The 7976-nt window shown below is 34.9% G+C and carries 7 protein-coding genes; 6 read left to right on the plus strand and 1 reads right to left on the minus strand.

Translation table 11 applies throughout. The features are described from left to right. Nucleotides 1-413 precede the first annotated feature (413 nt). Entirely contained in the window at nucleotides 414-758 is a 345-nt protein-coding gene (locus tag CWB66_RS16355) for an Hpt domain-containing protein (RefSeq protein WP_138586188.1), read from the minus strand. 137 nt (nucleotides 759-895) lie between these two features. Between CWB66_RS16355 and CWB66_RS16360 the strand changes: the two genes are divergently transcribed. From CWB66_RS16360 to CWB66_RS16385, 6 genes are all read left to right on the plus strand, one after another. Then, nucleotides 896-1492 carry a tRNA-uridine aminocarboxypropyltransferase gene (locus CWB66_RS16360; protein WP_138586189.1) on the plus strand — a complete coding sequence of 199 codons (597 nt, stop codon included), beginning with the start codon at nucleotides 896-898 and terminating at the stop codon, nucleotides 1490-1492. Between the two features lie 20 nt (nucleotides 1493-1512). Continuing rightward, complete coding sequence (locus CWB66_RS16365) at nucleotides 1513-2304, plus strand: CLCA_X family protein (RefSeq protein ID WP_138586190.1); 792 nt, start codon at nucleotides 1513-1515, stop codon at nucleotides 2302-2304. 272 nt (nucleotides 2305-2576) lie between these two features. Continuing rightward, entirely contained in the window at nucleotides 2577-3191 is a 615-nt protein-coding gene (locus CWB66_RS16370) for a hypothetical protein (protein WP_138586191.1), read from the plus strand. 537 nt (nucleotides 3192-3728) lie between these two features. After that, the gene (locus CWB66_RS16375; protein ID WP_138586192.1) at nucleotides 3729-4412 is read left to right on the plus strand and encodes a hypothetical protein; all 684 of its coding nucleotides are present in this window, start codon (nucleotides 3729-3731) and stop codon (nucleotides 4410-4412) included. Nucleotides 4413-4622: 210 nt separating this feature from the next. Next, nucleotides 4623-6197: a DUF6892 domain-containing protein gene (locus tag CWB66_RS16380; RefSeq protein ID WP_138586193.1), complete on the plus strand. Its 1575-nt coding sequence runs from the start codon at nucleotides 4623-4625 to the stop codon at nucleotides 6195-6197. Between the two features lie 21 nt (nucleotides 6198-6218). Further along, the gene (locus CWB66_RS16385) at nucleotides 6219-7337 is read left to right on the plus strand and encodes a hypothetical protein (RefSeq protein ID WP_138586194.1); all 1119 of its coding nucleotides are present in this window, start codon (nucleotides 6219-6221) and stop codon (nucleotides 7335-7337) included. Nucleotides 7338-7976 lie beyond the last annotated feature (639 nt).

Raw genomic sequence — 7976 nt, forward strand, 5'->3', positions numbered from 1 at the left:
ACCTAAAAAAACACGGAACCCAAACCAAAAAAGGTACTCGCGAAAAACGCAGAGCACCTAGGGCGTATTGACTTTATGGATTAAATTTGTTCAACCTAGGGGCGATTTAATCGCGGCGCGAGATTTGTAACCTAGTGGGCTAAGTAAAAATTGAGTAACAAAGAGAAAATAGCCCCTAGGAAGAACCCTCTGGGCAATGCGTGTTTGGATTTTATATGTTGTTATCGCCTATTTATGTGGAAAAACCACACTGCATAGGCTCTGTCTAACCTAAAAACCAGACACTCGTTGCAAATTCAATCCCGAAAGTTCAACACGCCCTAGTGAGTCTTTAGACTAACCTAGTAAAGGCGTAAAATACCAGCCTATTTAAGCACTTAATACTGAAATAAATTCAAGCAACACTTAAATATTTAACGAGATGCTAACCATTCATTTAGCTTAGCCTGAGAGCCTGTTACTTGAGCCATTAAACTATTAGATGCGTCGATGGCTTCAGCTAAGTTATCTAGGTTTAAATTTTGTTCAATAACACGAGATACTTCTGCAAGGCTTGAAGCACCAAACTGCGCCGCATTAGACTTTAAGCTGTGAGAGTGACGAATAGCCGCTTCTCTGTCCCTACCAATGGTTGCTAACACTTCAGATCCTAAACGCTCGAACTCTGCGCAACAAAAATCAAGCGTATCAGCAAATTGCTCACCCAATAACGATTCCATACTCTCTAATGCCGATGTATCAATATTTATTTCTGTCATATTTTAAGCCCTTAAAACAATCCATGTACATTACCGTTTAATATCACTACTTTATATTGATGCGTAAAAAAAACCAACTTAATTACCTTATAAATGTATAATTATGAAGTTCATACTGGCAACAAAAAGTTTATTTAATGGCACGCACACTTTGCACTCAGTGTAACTTTGCACTAAACACCTGCATTTGCAACGCAATTACAAATATAAACAACAAAGTCACGGTTATTATTCTACAGCACCCTAGCGAAGAAAAAATAGCAAAAAATACCGCTAAGCTACTCAATTTATGCCTAACTGATTGCCAAATAATCAAAGGTGAAAATAATGATGACTTTGCCATACTAAAAACGCTGCCAGTCAGCTCAACTGTTTTGCTCTATCCTAACGAAAACGCTATAGATTTAGACGAGAGCGCTGAGCAACCCAGTGCAACAAACATCACCCATTTAATCGTGGTTGATGGCACATGGAAAAAAGCCTATAAAATTTTACAACTCACTCCCTTACTCAATCAGTTCAAAACGGTCAGCTTTAAACAACTACCTAAAAATCGTTATGCTATCCGTAAAACCCCTCGGGCCGACAGCCTATCCACACTTGAAGCCGTAGCGCATAGTTTGTTTTTAATAGAGCAGCTAAATCCTGCACCACTTTATAATGTGCTTGATGAATTAATACAAAAACAAACCCAACACATGCCCGAGCACGTAAAAGCACGTTACTTAGATTAAATTTGGCGCCATAAACTTTAATGCGTAATTATCCCAACAGATTAAAACGAGGCTTTACTCGCCAAGGCCCCGACTATCGCTTTGACGACCAAGTCGACTTTAGCGATATAAGAGACACCTTTGGCTTTAGATCTATGGTCGTTGGAAAATGGGTAACCAAAGAAGAGCGCTATATTAGCGCCAATTTAATTTACGATGCACTGGCGGATCTTGCGCAAATACTACACTTACCTCCTAAAGCTATCGGCCTGCGAGGCAAGCTTAACTTTGCATTTGGTCATGGTGGTCAAAAAGGTGTACAGGCACATTATAATGCGGCCACTCAAACACTTGCTCTTGCAAAAAATGCAGGCGGTGGCGCACTCGCTCACGAATGGTTTCACGCGTTTGACCATCATATAAGCGAGCATTTATTTGCAGCAAAACCACGATTTGGTTTTGCCTCAAAACTATGGCTTTCAAATACACCAAATTTATCGCACCCACTTAATAATACTTTAAACAGTTTTTATAAATATGTATTTTTAGATGAGGATGGTGTGGATGCAAATAACTTTGTTCAAACGTGTATAGAGCACGATAAAACCCACAATATGAATTATATGAGTATGCCAGAGGAACTTGCAGCACGCTGTTTTGAAGCCTGTATTGAGCAGCATTCAAATATAAAAAATAGTTTTTTGGTGGGAGGATTACAAAGTAGTAATTTGATATACCCAAATAGTGAGCATATTAATAAAGCAAATGAAGCGCTTAACCAGTATTTTGAATTACTGGGTTATGCGCTTCATAAAGTAGACAGTAATAATTAATCTCGTATCTTCAAAATATAAATAACGACGTGTAGAGAGCCTTTAAACTACACCATTCCCCATAGTAGCAATCTGGAACTTTTTCTAATTGACAACGCTGATAATTATACAATACAACCTTTGATAGAATAAAGACTCCATAACAATATATAAGCAGTGCTAATCTATTTGACAAATATTATACAATCGCCTTAATATGTGTATCGCTTTCTTCAGTGTGTTGAAGTAAAGACATGGATTTGTCTCGGTAATTAAAAAATGGATGTTAAATCATGCAAAAAATTGAAATTTTAAATTCTGTTGGTAACAATGGTAATAATAAAGCCATTGACGTTGCCCTAATTCAAGCTCTTTTAAAAAATTACTTTCATAAAAGTAATATTATAAATAATGATCCTTTAAATAACTATAACCAAAGGTTACCCCTTTTCCCAAATAGCTCCCGAACAATATGTAATGAGGCCAATTGGTTCCCTTCGACAAAAACACCATCACCCATCGAAAAAAAAATTCATCGGTTCGATACTAATCGATTTTCGCGTTTACTAATTAATGGAAATCCGTCACCAGTATTAATTAGTGCAATCAAAAAATTTCAAACTGATGTAGTTAAAATAAAAAAGCCAGATGGCAGAATAGATCCAAGAGGCGCTACATTAGACAAATTACTCGCTGAACAAACTGTTAAACCAACAGATTTGCGAAAAACACTCTTCGGACCAGACTTGGTCCCAAGAGAAAAACTAAATACAATAACAGATAGTACTTTTAAAAAATATTTTAGGCAATACTTAGGATTAACCATTACAAAAGGTGAAGACTTTGTTGGTTTTTTTGAAATGCTTAAAACAGATGTAAGAATTACAGCTCTTCGTTGGGCTGCTTAAATTCTGGCTACTGCTTACCATGAGACTACATATTCATTTCTTCCTCTACGTGAAGCTGGTAAGGGAAAAGGCGAACGTTATGATAAAAAATATGAAGTAATGGACAGCAATGGCATTCGAGGTTAGATAAATAAAAATATACTAACGTTTATTATGGTCGTGGATATGTTCAATTTACATGGGACTATAATTATAAAGATATAGGTAGGCATTGGGTTATGGTAATAAATTGTATATTTTTCCTGATTTAGCTCTTACAAAAACGTTGCTTATGAAATCACATCTCATGGAATGCAGAGAGGTACTTTCGCTCAAAAAAATTAGCTGAGTATATAAACGTAATCAAAACGGATTATACTGAGGCGCGTCGTATTATAAACGGCGACGATAAAAAATAACTAATTGCAGAATATGCAAATAAAATTGAATTTTACTACGATTAGCAGCCAAATCACTAAGTGCAAGTGCATAATAATATGGAATACTTAACTAATAAATCTGTACTCATTAGGGTTATCGAAATTATAAGGAAAATTAATGTTCTATAAATATATATTAGCTGCGTTTTTATTAATCTCTACAGGATTACTAACATCCTGCTTTGCCGCTACACTCAAACAAGACACACCTAATATACTTGCAAAAAATTTAAAAGAACCTGGAAATCGGAGTGACTGGAAAAAGAGATTAAATTGGCCAGAAATATGCGATGAAGGAGTAAGTCACATATCACCTTCTTTTATTGGTGTTGATACGTATACTTGGTATGACGATCGCCAATTAACTTTAGTAGTTTGTACAACAGGTGCTTACAATCAAGGGTTGATGTTTTTTTTAGAAACTAAAGAAAATTCAGGTAAATATACTCTATTATCATTTCCACAGTTTATCGCAAATGATGATGCTTCAGGTCATATTGATACCGTAATATCTGGGGATTTAACTAAAGCACCTTTTTATAAGTTTAGTAAGCCTTTATTATGGGGGGCCTTGCGTAGCGATATGTCAAATTACACCATAACTAATAATAATAAATATCGGGGTTCTGGTGGCTGTGGTATATTAACATCGTATCAAATAATTAATGACCAAGTTAAAGTTTCAATGCTAAAAATTAAAAATGATTGTGATGGTTCGTATCCATCAGCTTCCCAATGGTCAGAGATACCAGAATCAGAGTTCTCTACTTGGCCAAATATCGTATTAGCAGAAAAACAGTAAATTACTTATCCACAAAATGAAGGGCTTAACCACTTCATAAAATAGACGAATAAAGAGCTTTATCTAGTGGAATTTTTAGCGAAGGACACGCCTAGATTAAAGCCTTACTAGGGGATGACTTCAGCTAATTAAATACGTATTATTAATATTTAAATTAACTATTTCCTCAGTGAAATGTTAAAACAGCCTTTCTATTATTAATGAGCATATATGTCATTTTTTAAAACGTTTATTCCTGACTTGGACGAACTAGATTTAAAAACACAGAAATTAAACAAGTCATTAAAAGATAAGATAAACCGTCAATGGAAAGACACCTTTGATAAAGCAACGCTTTTACAACTTTATTCATCACTAATTAAAGAATTAAGACTATTTCGTGAAGGTCAAAGCCAACCTGCGAAATTATATTATTTTTTACAGCTATTTAGTTCATCAGATTATAAAGTTATTTTTGACAAAAAATCTCATCATGCTTTGCTTACGCACACAGAGTTATTAGAGAGTGAAATAGAGCAGTTGTTACTTGAGACCAACACTCAACTGATCCAAAACCCACCGCCTGCAGAGCAAGGTGATTTAAGGGAGATGGTGAGTGATTTAATTTCTTTATATTTTTATCACCCTTCTTATCACAGTGAAGGATATGACGACTTAAAACGTATTGGTGGCAACTTAGCATTTAAGTTTTTACGCACTTATCCTTACCAAGATATCTGTAATCTTCTAGTCAGTTTATTACCCTCAGCCTCAGACTCTTTAAAAAAATATACACAACTAATTAATGACATTGTATGTAGCAAACAAAACGATGAAAATCGTGATTTACTACTCTATATTTTAATAAGCGAAATGATTGGTTTTTATACCGAAAAAAGCGACTTTTTATATAAAAAATCAAAAGAGGTCTTAAGGTTACTTTCAACTCATATTACACATTGGAATGAGGAGCAGCTTGATTACTTTATAACTCAAGGCGTATTAAATGGCTATGGCATTTATCCCAACCCGCAAACGAAGGTTGATAAAATAAAGAGTTATATAAACCAGTTAAATGAGGATAACGGTGATGCTAAGATTGTTAAAAAAAGAGTTAAAGAATATAACCAAGAAATAGCAAACATTGAAAATGACCCAAACGCCTTTATAAATGCGAGCTATAACAAGGCTGCTAAAAAATTAATGGTAAAAAATAATACCATTACATTTTTAAAGAACCTTTCAGAACTTACTCCAAACAGTAAAACAAAAGTACAGCTTGAACAACTTATCGAAAGAATTTTAGATCTTAAAAACACACCCAAAGCATTTCCGATTAATAAAAAACCTAAAGTCAAATTTAACGATCTGAATTTTAAGTTACTTGTTATTGAAGAGCTGATGTATAATAAAAATTTATTAACCCCTAAGTTTGACCTTTCCCAGTTTATAGCTGAATATCACCAGCGAGAAATTGATAAAGAGCAAGAAGGATATGAAGTTATACCCGAGGTACTCGCTTACTTTAAAGGGCTTGATATCCCAGAGGATCTGTTAGCGAAAGTAACTTCGTTGACACAAGATTGCGGTGTCGATGGCGGCGCAGAAATTTATTCTCAGATATGGCCTTTTTGGGATCCAGGCTGTGGAGATGAAGTATTAAAAATAAGCAATAAAGCATCAAAAGACTTACCACTGCTACCTAACTTAAAACAAGTCATCGGTTTAGAACACAGTAATCCATCAAAAAAATTAATTAGCAGTTTTAAAGAACGTCATATCAAATTAATTGAGCAGGATGTTTAATTTTAATCTCTAGGAGTAATAATGTTTAATTCAGCAGAAGAAATTCACCAGCATATTGGCCAATCAATGTTCGACGCATTACCCGAACAGTGGGATAAAGCTTATTGTGATATCGGCCTGAGTCGAGAAAATACCTGTGGTTTTATGACTGGAACTTACTATATCGGCGGCGAAGAAAAATTTTATGATGTAGATATAATCGATGGAGTACTGAAAGATTCTCAGGGTGATGAAGCATTTTATGCACTTTATAAAATGATGAAAAAAGACGAAGCGGATATTCCTTGGAATAAAGCTCGTTTTGAATTAGTAAGTGATGGTAGTTACGACGTTAAAACTAAGTTCGATGAAGATTATATAATCTACACTGGATTAGATGCCGATAATGCAGAGTTTGACTCATTAAGTAGCGACTTTCATTTAGCCATAGAGTCTTGGGAAGGCTTAACAGATGATATGGCATGCCCATGGGAAAAGAGCAGTTATGATAAGAGCAAATTTTTTCAAAGTAATTCAGATGCTCAACAACAAACTGAATCAGAGCAAGCAATATTATCATCTTATTGGCAACAAGCCGGTGAAATAAACGAAACATTAGAGCTGAGCTTTTTAAATCCTTATTTAGCAGATTACCCTCATTGGCATGGCAGCACACGAAATATTGTTTTGGTTACACCACCAGAATGGGAAAATCAGATCGTTGCTACAAGTGGCTTATCAAGCCCTGAAACACCATTTGAGGTATATATAGAAACCAATGAATCCATTCAAAGATTTAGCAGCTCTTGGCAAATGAACCTAATTCAAACTATTGGCCGCATAATACCTAATATCGATAACTTTAAAGAACGCCTCATAAAGCACCGTTTTCTTACACTACAATTAGACATGGATGGTGCACCATCAGAATGGTCTGTTGATCACTCTGATGGTAATATTGGTATGTTTATTGGTTTAGATAATACGCATATGATTGATAATAACCTTGATTTTTTACCTATCAATGTAAAACTAATGCGCCCTGCCGAGTTGTTATATTGTTTAGATAAAAAAGCACAAGGGCGAGAGGAGATGGCTGAACTCTATAAGCAGCAAGGCCAAGCAACACTTTCTTGCTTAGATAGAGCCAGTGTTTTATAAAAATAATGAATTCATATAGTGGCTAGCTTCCAATGTAGCATTTATGCGTCATGACTAATTATTACACATAATAGAAACACTAGAGCTAAAGCCACTCTTACTGAGAATTCACTGAGGTGCGTCAGTACTTATGTTTCGCTCACTAAGCCAGCATAAAAACTAGACTAAGTTTTTTATGTAGATCGCGAATTTATAACGACAAAAGCAAAATGCGTAGTTATTAAGTTGAATACTATTAACTATGACGATACAACTTTTGGGCTAAAACCAGGTCTACAAATAAATAGGCTTTTAAAGATAACTTAAAAGCTATACTTCAAGCTCAGCTTATAATTAACTGGCTCACCCAATTTATTTTAAATTACACATATAATGAACAAAATGCGTGTAGTTACTCATAACTGCTTAAGCGAATACGTTACTACCAAATGCCTTTGTGAGCATTGATAGTACTTTGTATCAATCAAACTTGCTTAACGGATTCTTGCGATAGCCGTATGGCATCTTGCCTGTTTTCAGACGAATAAAAAGTCTATCAATTCTTTAAAAAGTATAGATATTAAGATGAGTGCTGGTGTATTCAATCGGTCAATGCAACACCTTATAATTGATTATTAATTAGGTAGTTATGACTGACTT

Origin of the sequence: Pseudoalteromonas sp. S558, from assembly GCF_005886635.1 — a bacterium.
GTDB lineage: Bacteria > Pseudomonadota > Gammaproteobacteria > Enterobacterales > Alteromonadaceae > Pseudoalteromonas > Pseudoalteromonas aliena.